Origin of the sequence: Phyllobacterium zundukense (assembly GCF_002764115.1) — a bacterium.
Classification (GTDB): Bacteria; Pseudomonadota; Alphaproteobacteria; order Rhizobiales; family Rhizobiaceae; genus Phyllobacterium; species Phyllobacterium zundukense.
The window spans coordinates 18700-33095 of sequence record NZ_CP017945.1; the positions used below are offsets into that span (position 1 = coordinate 18700).

15 protein-coding genes and 2 pseudogenes are annotated in these 14396 nt (G+C 56.9%); 5 read left to right on the plus strand and 12 right to left on the minus strand.

Annotation, left to right across the window (positions count from 1 at the left end):
- Positions 1-13: 13 nt before the first annotated feature.
- The 10 genes and pseudogenes from BLM14_RS29895 to BLM14_RS29945 form a co-directional block, all read right to left on the minus strand.
- Positions 14-370: a DUF1344 domain-containing protein gene (locus BLM14_RS29895; RefSeq protein WP_157929638.1), complete on the minus strand. Its 357-nt coding sequence runs from the start codon at positions 368-370 to the stop codon at positions 14-16.
- A 406-nt stretch (positions 371-776) separates the two neighbouring features.
- Positions 777-1061: a copper-binding protein gene (locus tag BLM14_RS29900; protein WP_100003708.1), complete on the minus strand. Its 285-nt coding sequence runs from the start codon at positions 1059-1061 to the stop codon at positions 777-779.
- A 39-nt stretch (positions 1062-1100) separates the two neighbouring features.
- Complete coding sequence (locus BLM14_RS29905; protein WP_100003709.1) at positions 1101-1583, minus strand: cupredoxin domain-containing protein; 483 nt, start codon at positions 1581-1583, stop codon at positions 1101-1103.
- Positions 1584-1619: 36 nt separating this feature from the next.
- Positions 1620-2981: a multicopper oxidase family protein gene (locus BLM14_RS29910; RefSeq protein WP_100003858.1), complete on the minus strand. Its 1362-nt coding sequence runs from the start codon at positions 2979-2981 to the stop codon at positions 1620-1622.
- A gap of 14 nt (positions 2982-2995) precedes the next feature.
- Positions 2996-4450: a TolC family protein gene (locus tag BLM14_RS29915; protein WP_100003710.1), complete on the minus strand. Its 1455-nt coding sequence runs from the start codon at positions 4448-4450 to the stop codon at positions 2996-2998.
- A 307-nt stretch (positions 4451-4757) separates the two neighbouring features.
- The gene (locus tag BLM14_RS29925) at positions 4758-5186 is read right to left on the minus strand and encodes a hypothetical protein (protein ID WP_100003712.1); all 429 of its coding nucleotides are present in this window, start codon (positions 5184-5186) and stop codon (positions 4758-4760) included.
- A gap of 103 nt (positions 5187-5289) precedes the next feature.
- Positions 5290-6339 (minus strand): tartrate dehydrogenase, encoded by a 1050-nt coding sequence (locus tag BLM14_RS29930; protein ID WP_100003713.1) that lies wholly within the window; start codon positions 6337-6339, stop codon positions 5290-5292.
- Between the two features lie 19 nt (positions 6340-6358).
- Positions 6359-7830: pseudogene (locus tag BLM14_RS29935) on the minus strand (NAD-dependent succinate-semialdehyde dehydrogenase).
- Between the two features lie 8 nt (positions 7831-7838).
- A complete protein-coding gene (locus BLM14_RS29940; protein ID WP_100003714.1) occupies positions 7839-8765 on the minus strand; it encodes a 2-hydroxyacid dehydrogenase in 927 nt (308 codons plus the stop codon).
- On the minus strand, positions 8762-9430 hold the full coding sequence (locus BLM14_RS29945; protein ID WP_100003715.1) for a haloacid dehalogenase type II: 669 nt from the start codon (positions 9428-9430) through the stop codon (positions 8762-8764). Before BLM14_RS29945 ends, BLM14_RS29940 begins: the two co-directional genes overlap by 4 nt.
- Positions 9431-9704: 274 nt before the next feature.
- On the opposite strand from BLM14_RS29945, the gene argE reads away from it, so the two are divergent.
- Entirely contained in the window at positions 9705-10838 is a 1134-nt protein-coding gene (argE, locus tag BLM14_RS29950; protein WP_100003716.1) for an acetylornithine deacetylase, read from the plus strand.
- Positions 10839-10842: 4 nt separating this feature from the next.
- Here the strand turns inward: argE and BLM14_RS29955 are convergent.
- Positions 10843-11097: pseudogene (locus tag BLM14_RS29955) on the minus strand (aldehyde dehydrogenase family protein); the annotation flags it as partial.
- On the opposite strand from BLM14_RS29955, the gene BLM14_RS29960 reads away from it, so the two are divergent.
- The 4 genes from BLM14_RS29960 (at position 11085) to BLM14_RS29975 (ending at position 13915) form a co-directional block, all read left to right on the plus strand.
- Positions 11085-11405, plus strand: a complete 321-nt coding sequence (locus BLM14_RS29960) for a GNAT family N-acetyltransferase (RefSeq protein ID WP_237143761.1) — start codon at positions 11085-11087, stop codon at positions 11403-11405. The pseudogene BLM14_RS29955 and the gene BLM14_RS29960 overlap by 13 nt on opposite strands.
- Positions 11406-11529: 124 nt before the next feature.
- Positions 11530-12915 (plus strand): aspartate aminotransferase family protein, encoded by a 1386-nt coding sequence (locus BLM14_RS29965; RefSeq protein WP_100003719.1) that lies wholly within the window; start codon positions 11530-11532, stop codon positions 12913-12915.
- Positions 12916-12992: 77 nt separating this feature from the next.
- The gene (locus BLM14_RS29970) at positions 12993-13244 is read left to right on the plus strand and encodes a heavy-metal-associated domain-containing protein (protein WP_100003720.1); all 252 of its coding nucleotides are present in this window, start codon (positions 12993-12995) and stop codon (positions 13242-13244) included.
- Positions 13245-13417: 173 nt separating this feature from the next.
- On the plus strand, positions 13418-13915 hold the full coding sequence (locus tag BLM14_RS29975; RefSeq protein WP_100003721.1) for an Lrp/AsnC family transcriptional regulator: 498 nt from the start codon (positions 13418-13420) through the stop codon (positions 13913-13915).
- On the opposite strand, the gene BLM14_RS29980 is transcribed toward BLM14_RS29975, so the two are convergent.
- Positions 13912-14346 carry a MerR family transcriptional regulator gene (locus tag BLM14_RS29980; protein WP_162293278.1) on the minus strand — a complete coding sequence of 145 codons (435 nt, stop codon included), beginning with the start codon at positions 14344-14346 and terminating at the stop codon, positions 13912-13914. The two genes, BLM14_RS29975 and BLM14_RS29980, sit on opposite strands and share 4 nt — an antisense overlap.
- Between the last annotated feature and the right edge of the window lie 50 nt (positions 14347-14396).

Consider the following 14396-nt stretch of genomic DNA (forward strand, 5'->3'; position numbering starts at 1 on the left):
GCGATTGTAACAGTCAGTGTACAATCACGAGGCGGGTTGCGTTGAATTCGTCGGTTTCATTGTTGCCAAATGACGTACCGTACGGGTTTTGCGCATCCCAGGTGATCCTCACTTTCTCGCCGATGGCCACACCCCGAAAGTCGGCATTCCTTGGCAGTTGGTATATCGTACCGCTGGTCAGTTGCACCGTCTTTGATTTCGGGTTGAAGCTCTCGACAGTTCCGGTGGTACTATGCACATCGGTGACGGACGGATGGGCGGTTTTCTTATAAACCGCATTCATTGCTGGGGAATATAAGCTTGCTCCCTGAGCTGCGACAGTCCCAGCGGTCAGAAGCAAGGCAGAGATAGTAACGATGAACTTTTTCATAACGATCTCCTTGGTCCGGACTTTGAACGGACTCCCGCGCTGCACGGCTGTTTTGCCGAGCTGCAGCATTTCGTCAAAGGCGCCGGCTCATTGTGTATCGACAACTTGAGAATACTCCGCGAACGGGCCGTGAAATAATGAACATCATGTAATGTTATTCAATTCTACTTGAAAGCAGCCGTTTTTCTCCACTCGTTCAGACAGTTTGGTAGAGCTATTGAATGAGTAGCCCTCCAGCTCAAATAGGTTCTGGCGGATAATCCTTCATGTTCGCGGTTAACATCAACAACCCACGCTTCGACTACCGCGCCTGGAAGCATTGTCTGAAATTGTTCTTAGTCTCAGGCCATCTGCGGTCAACGAGGCCAACGACCTGCAAGAGTCGCTGGCGCTCTTTGCGGGAACTTTACTTGATCTCCGTAACTGTGAGTTTGCCGTTGACCTTCTCGGCAACAAACTCGATCGGTGAGCCCTGTTTTGCCTTGGCAAGCAGAGTATCGTCGCTGACAACGAACACCATCGTCATCGCAGGCATGTCCAAGCTCTTGAGCTCCTCATGCTTGATGGTGATCTTCTTTTGCTTGAGATCGATTTTCTTCACCTCGCCCTTGGTGAATTCGGCTGCCATTGAGACAGTCGAAATTGCAGCTGCGGCAAGTGCGATCAATACGGTCTTGATGATGGATTTCATTTCGGTTTCCTCTATCGATGGTTGCTTTTGGGAATGGATTTATGGAGCGACGGTGATGTCACCCTTCATGCCTGCCTCGTAGTGTCCGGGAATGAGGCAGGCGAAGCCGAATTCTCCGGCCTTGGCGAAAGTCCAGATGATTTCGCCGCTGCCCCCGGCGGCAAGGCGGATGGAGTTGGGGTCGGCATGTTCCATTTCCGGGAATTTCTCCATGAGAGCCTTATGCTCCTGAATGCCTTCGTAGCGGTCCATGACGAACTCATGGTCGGTTTCGCCGGTATTCTTGAATTTGAGGCGGACGGTTTCTCCCGTTTTGACCTTCAATACCGCCGGCTCGAAGACCATCGAGCCGTCGTCCTTCTCCTTCATCGAGATGGTGACGGTACGTTTTACCGCTGCCTTGGTGCCGGGCTTGCCGATTTCCATGACATCATGGCCTCCAGCGTGATTGCCGGCAGCGAATGCCGGAGTGACGACTATTGCCGTCATTAAGGCGAGTACCAATTTTAACTCAGTTTTCATGCTTCGGTCTCCGTGTGATTGTTGATGCGGGTTTCCTCACCCCTTGTGCCCTTGGGAATGCTTGGTGGCGTCAGGCGTTTGGGTTTCAGGCCCGATAGCCTTCTCGGCAGCTGGCAGGTCACCAGTCCACTCAAAGGCGACAGTGCCTTTCGGATGCTGGTACCATCCGGGATCCGCGTAATCCTTTTCCGAAATGCCCTCGCGAACTTTGACGACCGAGAACATGCCGCCCATTTCGATGGGACCAAACTGCCCTGTCCCGGTCATCATGGGGATCGTGTTGTCCGGCAGGGGCATTTCCATTTCGCCCATATCAGCCATGCCGCGATTGCCCATGGGCATATATTCCGGCTGTACCTTGCGGATTTTCTCAGCCAGTTTTGACTTGTCGACACCAATAAACGTCGGCACGTCATGTCCCATGGCGTTCATCGTGTGGTGCGACTTGTGGCAGTGAATTGCCCAGTCGCCGGCGTAGATAGCGTCGAATTCGTAGGCCCGCATGGCCCCGACGGGAATGTCGATCGATACTTCCGGCCAACGGGCTTCGGGACGAACCCAGCCGCCATCCGTACAGGTAACTTCAAAGTCGTAACCATGCATATGGATTGGATGATTGGTCATCGTCAGATTGCCGACGCGCACCCTCACCTTGTCATTCTTCGACACGACGAGGGGATCGATGGCCGGAAAAATCCGGCTGTTCCAGCTCCAGATATTGAAGTCGGTCATTTCCATGACGCGTGGAACATAGGAGCCGGGGTCAATGTCATAGGCGTTGAGCAGGAATACGAAATCCCGGTCAACACGCATGAACTTCGGGTCTTTCGGATGGATGACGAAAAAGCCCATCATCCCCATCGCCATCTGTACCATTTCATCGGCGTGCGGGTGATACATAAAGGTGCCGCTCTTCACGAGATCGAACTCGTAGAAGAATGTCTTACCCGACGGGATACCAGGTTGAGTGAGACCAACCACGCCGTCCATGCCCGAGGGCAGGATCATGCCATGCCAGTGGACGCTTGTGTGTTCGGGCAGTTTGTTGGTGACGAAGATGCGGACGCGGTCTCCTTCCACCGCTTCGATCGTCGGACCGGGCGACTGGCCGTTGTAGCCCCACAGATAGCCAGTCATGCCGGGCGCAAACTCCCGTTCAACGGGTTCGGCCACCAGATGAAACTCCTTTACGCCATTGTTCATCCGGTGCGGCAGCGTCCAGCCGTTGAGCGTGGCGACGGGTTGGTAATCCGGACCTGAAGTCGGAAACAGCGGTGGTTGTGTTTCCGGCGCTTCCATGGTCGGAGCGTCGGGCAAACCCATGGCCGATGTTTTGGTCCAGGCAGCGGCGCCTGCTAGAACAGCTCCAGCGCCCAATAGTTGACGTCTTGAAAACATTGTCGGCTCCTTGTTCATTCTTCGCCTGCCTCCGCCGCGGCACTGGCGACTTCGGTCTCGCCGCTTCCGCCGCCGGAACCGCCGCCATAGATCGCGGTTCCGAGGTTGACTTCGGCCAGATAGAATTCGCGCTTGGCGTTGAGGGATAAAATGTTGGAAGTGATCTTGGCCCTGGTGTCTGCCAGAAGTTCGAAAGTGTTGGTGATCATGCCGTTATAGGTGAGGACCGACTCTTCCTCGATTTTCACCCGCAGCGGAACGACGCTGTTGCGGTAATGGCGGGCGATATCGTAGTTGGATCGGTAGGCCTGGTAGGCAGAGCGCACCTCGGAGCGGACATTGACAGCCTTCTCCGCAAGGAGATTTGCCGCGCGCATATAGGAAAATTCCGCCTTCCGCATGCGCGCCTTTCCGGTGTCGAAGATCGGGATGGTGAATTCCAATTCGGCCGCACCCGAAACCACGTCCTTCTTCTCACCCTCTTCCTCTTCGCGCTCCACCTCGACACCACCCATGAGTTGGAGATCGCTGACGTATCGCGTCGCGTCGGTGAGCCCGTAGGATTTCGCGGTGGCTTCGAGTTCAAGCTTCGCGACTTCAAGATCGACCCGATTGTGCAGTGCTTCCGCCTCGATGCCGGATTTGGTCTTTGGCCCCTTTGTCAGCGAGGGAAGAGCGTTGGGGACACTGTAGTCCACGTCCTGACCCCACAGCCCCATCAGGCGGGTCAGTTCTTCCTTGGCCAGCCTTGCGTTAAGGCGCGCCTTTGCAGTTTCACCGGTGAGCTCCGCATTGAACACGTGTTCTCGCGCTTGTCCGGTCTTGGAAAACGCTCCGGTTTCCCCAAGCTTTTGCGCAAGGTCCGATGCGGCATCCGCGGCTACTTGGGAACGGTTGAGATAGGATACCGTTTCCCACGCTGACACAGCATTGATCCAGGCGCGACGCGTGTCAGCCGCCACACGCAAAGTCTCCTCTGCCGCCTTCAACTGCGCCTGGCGGAAACGTGCATCGGCGACGCCGACGCGTCTGGACTGGGTGATCAGTGCGAGGATATTGCCCGTGATCGCCGTTTCGATAATGCGGCCGATACCGATGGAACTATAGCTGACGGACGCCGTCGGATTGACGGGCATCGTCTCCTGCCAGACATCGGCAGCCGACAGTCCAACCTCGGCGTAGGCGGCCTGCAGGCCACGATTGTTCAGAAGGGCCACCTGGACGGCCGTGTCGGGTCCAATGGTCTTCTTGTACACGAGGCTGCGGGTGCGTTCACCCAGCGCTTTCGTTTCCGCCTGGGACTGCGCCCAGACCGCCTGCTTACCGATCGCGCCCGAAGTCCGGGCCTGAACCGTGCTGAACCCGGCGACGGGATCCGAAACCCCAGCCGTGGTGCCCGACGTCACACAACCCGAGATCACCAGAGGCCCTGCAACTGCGACGACAATTTTCAAAAACGCCCGCCTCATGAACCTTCTCCTTTCGGAGCAAGATCTTTATTGAGCTGTCGCCAGTTCTTCGGATCAACGGGTTCCCTATGCTGATAGGAGCCCAACACAGAACGGTAGTGGCCGGAAGCCGTGCTAAACGACGGATTGGCGGCTGGCTCTGCGGCCATATCGGCTAGCCGTGGTGATGCAGTGCATCCAGCACCAGCCAGCGCCGATGCGACCGCAAGAAATGCAGCGATTTTCATGTTCCAACCTGATTTGAACGAGAGTCTGAATCTGCACTGACCTGTTGTCGTGCAGTGTTCATCCGCCGATTGGCGGATCGTTAGATCAGATGTTTGGGCGGTCGCGTCTGATTGTCATGCACAGTCGAGGCGAGCACTCGGTGTGGCACAGGTTCGAAATTGCGCGATGGGAGACCCATGATCTGTACGTGAACCGAGGCCAGTGCGGCGAGCGGCGAGCAATGAACGGCACAATCCGTATTAACGGACTGGTGCTTTCCAGCGTGCTTATGAGCGGTTAGGTCATATTTGGAAACTGTCATCGTACCGGCATCTGTCGCAGTGTGACCGGCATCATGCGAATGGCGATCGAGTTGTACTGCCGCTACATCGGGCGACTTGAAGACATTTGATCCATTATCTGAAATAGCGCTGAGTTTCATCGTCGTCATGACCAAAAGGGCAAGCACCATCAAGACCTTCAGAGGTCTTGAGCGGCTTCCCCAGAATTGGCGCATGAATGCGGGCATCTTATTTTTCCATTACAGTTCGTATGCGAACCATGGACCTTCCAACAGTAGGAGGGTCAAGACGAAAATCGCTCACCATACGTAATTATCGGAAATGATCCTGTCACAACGCTTTGATCACGGCGTTTGCCACATCCATTGTCGGTGATGTTCCGCCCATGTCCGGCGTCAATGCTGTCCGTTGCGCCGTGACGTTTTCCATCGCCGTGATCAGCGCCGAGGCTGCCTGCTGTTCTCCGAGATGTTCAAGCATCAAGGCACCCGCCCAGATTGTTGCAAGCGGATTGGCGATGCCCTTTCCGGCAATGTCAGGTGCGGAGCCATGCACCGGTTCAAACATCGACGGAACTCCGCCTGCCGGATTGATATTGGCAGAGGCTGCAAAGCCCAATCCGCCCTGTATCGCGGCGCCGAGATCAGTCAGAATGTCGCCGAAGAGATTGGAGGCGACAACCACATTGAGCGTTTCCGGATTGGTGACGAAACGGGCGGCAACTGCATCGACGTGATAGCGCGAAACTTTGACATCCGGATACTCGGCCGCAAGCGCGTCAGTGACCTCATCCCAGAACACCATCGAATATTTCTGCGCATTGGACTTCGTGACCGAGGCGAGTTTTCCTGAGCGCTTCCGCGCAGCTTCAAAGCCGTAGCGCAATATACGTTCGACACCGTTGCGGGTGAAGATCGCCGTTTCGACGGCAACCTCGTTTGTGCTGCCCTGATGTACCCGCCCGCCCGCGCCGCTATATTCGCCTTCGGTGTTTTCCCGAATACAAAGAATATCAAAGCCACTGCTGCGCAGCGGGCCCTCTACCCCCCTCAAAAGGCGGTGAGGCCGTGCATTCACGTAGAGATCGAAGGATTTGCGGATCGGCAAAAGCAGCCCATGCAGCGAAACGGCATCCGGGACCCGTGCGGGCCATCCGACAGCACCGAGAAAAATGGCATCGAATGGGCGCAATTGCTCGATCCCGTCAGCCGGCATCATGACCCCATGTTCGAGATAATATTCGCAAGACCAGGGGAAGGTTTTGGATGCCAGTTCAAAACCGAAGCGCCGGGCGACGGCATTTAGGACAAGCCAGCTTGCCTCGATGACATCGACGCCGATCCCATCTCCCGGAATAAGGGCGATATTGTAGGACTTCATGGTCGTCTCCTCGTCAAGATCAGGCTTCGGTGCGTAGGCCGCCGATATGAAACGACTTTGTCTCGAGATACTCTTCGATACCCGTCGGTCCACCCTCACGCCCAAGGCCGGACTGCTTGATGCCGCCAAAGGGTGCGACCTCCATTGATACCGATCCAGTGTTCAACCCCACCATGCCGAATTCCAGCCGTTCGCCAACGCGCCACGACCGGTGCAGATTCTCCGTATAGAAATAGGCGGCAAGTCCGAAGGGCGTATCATTGGCGATCTCGATCGCTTCCGCTTCGTGGCGGAACCGGAAGAGCGGTGCGACCGGCCCGAACGTCTCCTCGGTTGCGACCCGCATTGCCATCGTCGCATTTGCCAGGACAATGGGCGACACGAAACGCTTCTGATCAATATCATCCCTGCGTTCCGTCAGATCCAGAGCACCCTTTGATCGAGCGTCGTCGATATGCGCGCGCACCTTCTCAACTGCCGCCAGATTGATCAGCGGACCGATCTGAGTCTCCGCCTCGAATCCGGACCCTATCCGCATCGTCGACACGGCTGCGGCAAGTCGTTCTGCAAACCGATCATAGATCCCATCCTGAACCAGAATGCGATTGGCACAAACGCATGTCTGGCCGCCATTGCGGAATTTGCTCGCAAGCGCGCCTTCGATCGCCAGATCGAGATCCGCATCGTCGAATACGATGAACGGCGCGTTGCCACCGAGTTCCAGACTTAAGCGTTTCACGGTCGGTGCGCATTCCTGCATAAGCAGCGAACCAATACGCGTCGAACCGGTGAAGGAGAGCTTCCGAACTGCCGGGTTTCCAGTCAGCTCCGCGCCGATTTCCTGCGGAAGGCCTGTCACAATGTTGATCACGCCTTTCGGCACACCTGCCCGCTCGGCAGGACGACAAGCGCCAGCGCCGAGTAGGGTGTCAATTCCGATGGCTTGATGACGACAGTGCAGCCGGCGGCAAGCGCTGGGGCACATTTGCGGGTGATCATGGCGTTCGGAAAGTTCCACGGCGTGATGACGGCCGAGACACCGACGGGTTCTTTCAGGACGAGGATACGCCGGTCCGCAGTTGGCGCGGGAATCGTGCTGCCGGCGATCCGGCGCGCCTCTTCGGCAAACCATTTAATAAAGGACGCGCCGTAGAGCACCTCGCCCCTGGCTTCCGCCAGCGGTTTGCCCTGTTCGGCTGTCATGATAATCGCCAGATCGTCAGCATTTTCCAGCACAAGCGCGTGCCAACGTTCGAGAACTGCCGCGCGTTCCGCCGCTGTCCGCATGCGCCAATGCGCAAAGGCTGTTTTGGCCGCATCAATGGCTGCTCTGGTATCGGCGGTACCGCAGGCCGGGATCGAGCCGATGATCTCGCCGGTCGCCGGGTTATCGACCGGAAGTTCGGCCTTCGATGCAGCCGCCGACCAGACGCCATCGATGAATATCTGCTGGCGAAAGAGGGATTTGTCACGCAAACGATCAAGAAACACAGGAAACCTCAATAGCCGCGCATCCGATCGACCGCACCAATCAATGGCAGGCCTTCACGATGGCGGCGGATGGTGTCAAGTACATGATCAACAGCCGTTTCTGGCCGCGTCATGCTGGCGATATGCGGTGTAAGCAGAATCTTGGGATGCGACCAGAACGGATGGCCTACAGGCAATGGCTCGGGCTCCATTACATCAAGGACGGCGCCACTGAGCTGGCCGCTGTCCAGAGCTGCCAAAAGGTCGTCCTGCTGCAGATGGCCACCTCGTCCGGCGCTGATCAAGGCGGCGCCACGCGGCAGCTGTGCGAACAGCTCCGCGTTCAGAACTCCCCGTGTCTCATCGGTCAATGGCAGGAGGCAGATCAAAATATCGCATCCGGCGAGGAACAGCGGCAGTTCGCTGACGCCCGAATAAGTATCAACACCCTCAATCATGCGCGATGACCGGCTCCACCCCGAAAGCTGGAAACCGAATGGTCGTAGCTTTTCAAGAACCGCCTGTCCCAGCATGCCAAGACCCAGCACGCCGACTCTCCGCTGCGCGGATGTCACAAGCCGCATTCCCTGCCAGACGGCGCGGCGCTGCTGGTCGATATAGGGCAGAAGATCGCGGTGCAAAGCCAGCACTGCCATGGTCACATATTCCATCATGCCTTCGGCAATGCCGGGTTCGATCATGCGAACCAGCGGCAGATGTTCCGGAAGGGCTGAAAGATCGAACTGATCGATCCCCGCCCCTAACGAGAAAAGGATCTCCAGATTGGGGAAGGTCTCGATAAGATTATCAGGCGGCAGCCAAGCCCCCAGATATCGCACCTCTTCCGCCGGCCCGACATCCGGCCAGATGCGGAACGGCATATCCGAAGCTTTCTGTGCGAAGAGCTCGGCCCATTCCGCGCCTCTTACCGGATCGGCCTTGTAGAGAAATGTCAAAGCCCCACCACGCCAGCAAGACCACTGATGTCCTTGATCTCGGTATAGCCGTAATAGGGCGTCGACGGCTCATGACCACGTGCAACAAAAACCTTGTTGTTGATGCCGAGATCATGTGCGGACATCAGGTCATAACGCAGGCTCGACGAGACATGGAGGAATTCTGATGGATCTGCATCGAGCTGCCTGAACATATATTCGAATGCCTGGAAACGCGGCTTGTAGGCCTGCGCTTGCTGGGCGGTGAACACCTTGTAGAACGGCGCACCGAGCTTTTCGACATTGGAATGAATCTGGTCGTTGGAAGCGTTTGAAAGGATCACCAGCTTATAGTGCTCTGCGACCTTGGCGAGACCAGCTGGAACATCCGCATGCGGGCCCCAGGTTGGAACGGCATCGTAGAACTGCCGGCCATCGGCATCGTCATAGTCGACACCCCATTTCTGACAGGTACGGCGTACGGCATTTTTCAGTACCTGCTCATAGGGTTTCCAGTCGCCGAGAACTTCGTCCAGGCGATAAGCCGCAAAGTCCTTGCAGAAGGCATCCATGCTCTCGTCGGCAACGCGATCAGCGAAAAGCGAACGCGCCACTTCCGACATCTGGAACCGTGTCAGCGTCCCGTAGCAGTCGAAGGAAATATATTTCGGCTTGAAAGTCGGCATTGCTTGCTCCGTGTTCCCCTTGTTATCGCAGATAGCGCTGCAACTGTAGGACCAAAAGGGCAGCATGGCTCCCTGACAAAGCTGTTTTGCACGAAGATCATTGCAATTCGCGACACCATTTCAGCATAGCCTGCTGAATGTTCTTGAGATCATTTCCGGTGCTTGAAATGGGTCATGATCCCAGCATAGTCGCGTTTGAGAGCCGGAATTCGGCCGGATCACCAAGAGCGCATGCGGCCCATACAGCCAGATGTGCCTCGATGAGGAGCATAAAATGCTTGTGCAGGAATTATTGGCGAATCTCGTCAGCTTCCCATCCGTCGTCAGGACATCGAATGCCGCGATCATCGACTATATCCGGTCCTATCTGGCTCAATATGGTATCGATTCAAGCATTATCGCCGGGCCGGAAGGTGATCGTTTCAATCTCTTTGCAACGATTGGGCCCGCTAATCGGCCCGGTTACATTCTATCTGGCCACCTTGACGTCGTTCCGGCAACGGAACCAACCTGGTCGAGCGATCCGTTCCGCCTGCGCGAGGACGGCAAACGGCTGATCGCGCGTGGCGCCGTCGACATGAAGGGCTTCGTCGCCTGTGTCCTAGCCTCAGTTCCAACTTTTGTCGCCCGCCCATTGACGCGACCGATCCACCTCGCCTTCTCCTATAACGAGGAGGCGGGCTGCGTCGGCGTCAGACATCTGATCGACCGGATACCGACGCTTTGCGCCAAGCCGATCGGCTGTTTCGTCGGAGAGCCGTCGGGCATGCAACCGGTGTTGCGGCACAAGGGCAAGATCGGCTGCCAGATCTCTATCCACGGCAAATCGGGGCATTCCTCCCGGCCTGATCTCGGTCTTAACGCGATCCATGCCAGTGCAGATATTCTTACGGCCATCCGTGACGAAGCTGCTCGCCTCGCAGCAGACGGCCCTTTCAACCAGCGGTTCGTTCCGCCCTATTCGAGCATGCAGATCGGCGTCATCGCCGGCGGAGCCGCTCTCAATGTTATTCCCGAGAAATGCACGATCGATATTGAAGCACGGGCGGTTCCCGGGATCGATCCCACCACATTGATGGAGCCCATCAGAGCGCGGATTACAGAATTGTCTGCAGAGGGTTCCGGGCTGCGGTTCGAGATACAGACTCTCAGCACTTATCCAGCACTTGATCTCGACGAGACCGACGCGCTTGCCACTCTCGCCGAAAAAATATCTGGGCAGACCTGCGCCGGTGCTGTCAGCTATGGGACCGAAGCCGGGCTCTATCAAGCCGCGGGCATCCCCTCGATCATATGCGGGCCGGGCGATATCGCCCGCGCACATCGCCCCAACGAGTATGTCCTGAAATCCGAACTTGACGATTGCCTGAACGCACTCGGACAGTTGGTAGACGAAGTCGCCGAATAAGCCGTCAGATATCGATCAGCACCGATTTGGACCGAAGATTGGCCTCATAGGCTTCCCGTCCCAGATCCTTGCCGATGCCCGAACTCTTGTAGCCGCCCGTCGGCATTATAAAGTCGTCCGAACGACCGTAACGGTTGATCCAGACCGTCCCGGCTTCCAGGCCGCGCACCATTCGTAAAGCCCGAGACAGATCGCGGGTATAGACCCCTGACGCAAGGCCGAATTCCGGATGATCAGCAAGCGCCAATGCCTCTTCGTCTCGTACTGGAGCGAAGCGGACAGTTGGACGGCTATGCAATTCTGCGCCGTTTTGGCCGCGGCTCTGTCGTCGGACCGGTCATTGCCTCAGACCCCAAAGCTGCACAGGTGTTAATTTCGGCCTGGTTCGCGGCTCAGAGCGAGGATTTCCTGCGTATCGATACGCCGGATGATAGTGGCCTTGGCGATTGGCTCGAAGCAAGCGGCCTGCCCAAGGCCGGCGGCGGAACGACAATGGTCCGCGGCAATCCTCCGCGACCTGCGCCGGGTCACCGCATTTTCACCCTGACAAATCAGGCCTTGGGATAAACAGCATCTCCCGCTGCCCTGTTCGCGAAAAGAGCATCCCATAGTGGAAAGGTAGCCCTGTTCAGCATGCCATTTTTTGTCCGCAATGCGAACTTGAAAGCATGACAATTCGAAAGGACATGACATGCTGAGCAACTCTCTTATCGAACTCGATCGCGAGCATCTTATCCACCCGGTCGCCTCCTACCGGGGTCATGAAGGTCGTGGCGTAACAGTGCTACAATCGGCCAAGGGCGTCTTTGTCAAGGACGCGAGTGGACATGAGCTTATCGATGGTTTTGCTGGTCTCTGGTGTGTCAATGCAGGTTACGGGCAGGATTCGATTGTCGACGCAGTGACGGAGCAAATGCGCCGCCTGCCTTATGCTACGGGATATTTCTCACTTGGCAGTGAACCAGCAATCCGGCTGGCCGCAGAACTTGCCGAACACTCGCCCGGTGATCTAAATCGCATCTATTTCACCCTCGGCGGTTCCGATGCAGTCGATTCTGCCGTCCGCTTCATCCACTACTATTTCAATGCACTCGGCAAGCCGCAGAAGAAACAATTCATCACGCTCGAGCGCGGCTATCACGGCTCGTCCTCAACGGGCGCAGGCCTGACGGCGCTGCCGATCTTCCACAAGGGTTTCGACCTGCCTTTGCCGTGGCAGCATAAAATTGCATCGCCGTACCCCTACCGCAATCCGGCCGGGAATGATTCGTCTGCCATCATTGCCGCTTCGGTCGAAACATTGCGGCAGCGGGTCGAGCAGCTAGGCGCCGACAATGTGGCCGCGTTCTTCTGCGAACCGATCCAGGGCTCTGGCGGCGTTATCGTGCCGCCTGCCGGATGGCTCAAGGCCATGCGCGAAGCCTGCCGGGATCTCGATGTACTCTTCGTGGCAGATGAGGTCATCACCGGTTTCGGCCGGACCGGGCCGCTTTTTGCCTGCGAAACGGAAGAAGTCGTGCCGGACATGATGACGGTGGCCAAGGGCCTGACATCCGGCTATGTGCCGATGGGTGCTCTGTTCATGCGCGAGGAAATCTACCAGACCATCGCCGAGAGCGCAGGTTCTGCCGCTGTCGGTCATGGCTTCACTTATTCAGCCCATCCCGTCAGTGCGGCGGCCGGTCTTGCAACGCTTAAACTCTACACTGACGGCGGGCTGCTGGCGAACGGCCAGAAGATGGGCGACCGCTTCATTGCGGGCCTTGACCGTCTGCGTGACCATCCCCTCGTCGGTGATGTGCGCGGGCGCGGCCTGCTCGCCGCCGTCGAGCTTGTCAGCGACAAGGCGTCCAAGACAAAGTTCGAGCCCGATCTGCAGCTTAGCGAGCGCCTGTTCGACTCAGCCTATCGCAAGGGCCTCATCCTGCGCGCCTTCACCGACGATGTGCTTGGTTTCGCTCCGCCATTGACCTGCACGGCCGACGAAATTGATCTCATCGTCGAGCGCGTGCGCGCGACACTCGATAGCGTTCTGGATCTGAAAGAAGTGCGTGCGGCGATCAGTGAGCCGGCTTGAAATAAAGCGCTTGACCTTCCCACGTTGGAATAGTTCAGGCTCTTTTCATTCGACAATTTAACCTAGGAGAACCGCCTATGTGCACAGCTCACGAGCACCATTCCGAAACTACCGCGCCCGTTAATGCCGACGTCTCGTTCCGTGTTGACGACATGACCTGCGGCCATTGCGCAGGTGTGATCAAGGGCGCCATTGAAAAGACCGTCCCCGGTGCCGCTGTGCATGCCGACCCTGTAAAACGCATCGTTTCGGTTGGAGGCGTTTCGGATGCTGCGCGTATTGCGGAAATCATCACCGCCGCAGGCTACACGCCAGAAGCCAACGCCTGATCGCTTACATACCGGCGGCGCACGGCTGCTGCCCAGTCGCCGGTGTCAATCGGCCAACTCTTTGAACTCTGACCTTTAACGGCAGACAAAGTGTGTCGGCGTGCGATCATCCTTGCAACCTCATCGGGTATTAGAGCAGTATCGTCAAAGAGGAACCATAAGGCAGCCATGCGATGAGACTACCTAAGCTCGACCGGATCGATCTTAAAATTCTTTACGAGCTTCAGAAGAATGGCCGCATCACCAATGTCGATCTCGCCGACGCCGTGGGGCTGTCACCGAGCCCGTGTCTGATGCGGGTGAAGCGGCTCGAGCAGGCCGGCTATGTTACGGGCTATGGCGCCCAGATCAATATTGCCAAACTGGGAGAAACAGTATCGGTCTTCACCGAGGTTACACTGTCGGACCATCGCCGGGAGGACTTTGTCCGTTTTGAGAACGCCATCCGCAATATTGATGAGATCGTTGAATGCCATCTCGTCAGCGGCGGCTATGATTACCTTCTCAAATTCATCACACGCGGCGTTGTCCACTATCAGGGCATTGTCGAGAACCTGCTCGAACGCAATATCGGAATCGAAAAGTATTTCAGCTACATCGTGATCAAATCACCCTTCATCAAGAATTATTATCCGCTGACAGCGTTGTTCGATCACGACGACCGCAGCTAACGCGGAGCACGATGATCCCTGTGGCAAGCGCCACATTCGGCCAGTGCTTCAATGACCCGGCAATCGCCGATACGGTGCCCGTCACAGCTTTCGACCACACGCTGCAACTCGGCTTCGAGAAGCTTGAGCCGCTGGATCTTGTCACGCACAGATCCCAGTTGCTGGCGCGCTATTTCATCTGCCCCATCGCATGGCGCGTCCGGATCGCGAGACAATGCAATCAGCTGCCGGATTGCTTCAATCGACATACCGAGATCGCGTGCGTGAAGAATGAAAAGCAGCCGTTCATGGTGTGATTTCAGGTACCGGCGCTGGTTGCCGTCCGAGCGCTCGGGCTCGTCCAGCAGGCCAATCGACTCATAGTAGCGGATCGTTTCCACCTTGCAGCCCGTCGTGGTCGAAAGACGGCCAATAGAAAAAGTGCGTTCCATCGAATTTTCCTCTTGAACCTATAGTTACTAGAGGGATTAGCGTCATTGAA

Excerpts from the sequence above, each read along its gene's own strand:
- BLM14_RS29895 (WP_157929638.1), bottom strand. The coding sequence starts at position 370 with ATGAAAAAGTTCATCGTTACTATCTCTGCCTTGCTTCTGACCGCTGGG.
- BLM14_RS29900 (WP_100003708.1), bottom strand. The coding sequence starts at position 1,061 with ATGAAATCCATCATCAAGACCGTATTGATCGCACTTGCCGCAGCTGCA.
- BLM14_RS29905 (WP_100003709.1), bottom strand. The coding sequence starts at position 1,583 with ATGAAAACTGAGTTAAAATTGGTACTCGCCTTAATGACGGCAATAGTC.
- BLM14_RS29910 (WP_100003858.1), bottom strand. The coding sequence starts at position 2,981 with ATGTTTTCAAGACGTCAACTATTGGGCGCTGGAGCTGTTCTAGCAGGC.
- BLM14_RS29915 (WP_100003710.1), bottom strand. The coding sequence starts at position 4,450 with ATGAGGCGGGCGTTTTTGAAAATTGTCGTCGCAGTTGCAGGGCCTCTG.
- BLM14_RS29925 (WP_100003712.1), bottom strand. The coding sequence starts at position 5,186 with ATGCCCGCATTCATGCGCCAATTCTGGGGAAGCCGCTCAAGACCTCTG.
- BLM14_RS29930 (WP_100003713.1), bottom strand. The coding sequence starts at position 6,339 with ATGAAGTCCTACAATATCGCCCTTATTCCGGGAGATGGGATCGGCGTC.
- BLM14_RS29945 (WP_100003715.1), bottom strand. The coding sequence starts at position 9,430 with ATGCCGACTTTCAAGCCGAAATATATTTCCTTCGACTGCTACGGGACG.
- argE (WP_100003716.1), top strand. The coding sequence starts at position 9,705 with ATGCTTGTGCAGGAATTATTGGCGAATCTCGTCAGCTTCCCATCCGTC.
- BLM14_RS29960 (WP_237143761.1), top strand. The coding sequence starts at position 11,085 with ATGCCTCTTCGTCTCGTACTGGAGCGAAGCGGACAGTTGGACGGCTAT.
- BLM14_RS29965 (WP_100003719.1), top strand. The coding sequence starts at position 11,530 with ATGCTGAGCAACTCTCTTATCGAACTCGATCGCGAGCATCTTATCCAC.
- BLM14_RS29970 (WP_100003720.1), top strand. The coding sequence starts at position 12,993 with ATGTGCACAGCTCACGAGCACCATTCCGAAACTACCGCGCCCGTTAAT.
- BLM14_RS29975 (WP_100003721.1), top strand. The coding sequence starts at position 13,418 with ATGAGACTACCTAAGCTCGACCGGATCGATCTTAAAATTCTTTACGAG.
- BLM14_RS29980 (WP_162293278.1), bottom strand. The coding sequence starts at position 14,346 with ATGGAACGCACTTTTTCTATTGGCCGTCTTTCGACCACGACGGGCTGC.